Source organism: Vibrio sp. 378 (assembly GCF_033339435.1).
This window is the reverse complement of sequence record NZ_JAWOUO010000604.1, coordinates 1-678: the sequence shown is the minus strand read 5'-3', so window position 1 is coordinate 678 and position 678 is coordinate 1. Positions and strand designations below refer to the sequence as shown.

The 678-nt window shown below is 50.3% G+C and carries 1 protein-coding gene; it reads right to left on the bottom strand.

Translation table 11 applies throughout. From position 1 onward, the window contains the following. Positions 1-678: TrkH family potassium uptake protein (locus R7Q48_RS27800; RefSeq protein ID WP_318133511.1), on the bottom strand; the 678-nt coding region annotated here is incomplete at both ends.

Sequence of the window (678 nt, the reverse complement as noted above, 5' to 3'; positions counted from 1 at the left end):
GGATGAATCAGTTTCATGATCTGTTTGTTCAACAGCGTCATAGCAATTTGGAAACGGAAGATTTTAATCCCGCCTGCGGTTGAGCCAGAACATGCCCCTGCCATCATTAAGAAGGCAAAGAGCGTGGTTGGCAGAGCGCCCCAAGCGGTGAAATCTTCCAAGCCGAACCCAGTGGTTGTCACCACAGAAACGATGTTGAACATCGACACTCGCAGGGCATCCAAAATGGTGTAACCATCGCGAATCACTAGCCAAGCGGCAACCACCAAGCTTGAGAACAAGAACAAGTAAGCAAAGCCTCGTACCTGTGCATCTTTGACCAGAATATCGATGCTGCGTTTGCGTAGAGCGGCAACAAACAATAGAAATGGCAGACCGCCCAAGAACATGAAAGTGGTCGCGACCCAGTGCGCGCCGTTGGAGAAGTTGTTCATCGAGCTATCGGAGGTCGAGTAACCGCCGGTAGATAGGGTGGTAAAGGCGTGGTTGATCGCTTCAAACAGGTTCATGCCCGTCAGAACATAACCACCAATGCACATGCCCGTTAAGATCAGATACACCAACACGATGTTCTTCGCTACGGTTTTGGCTCTTGGGCTGCTTTTATCTGACCAGTCAGACGATTCCGTTTGGAACAGCTTCATACCACCGACGTTCAACATGGGTAGGATTGCCACC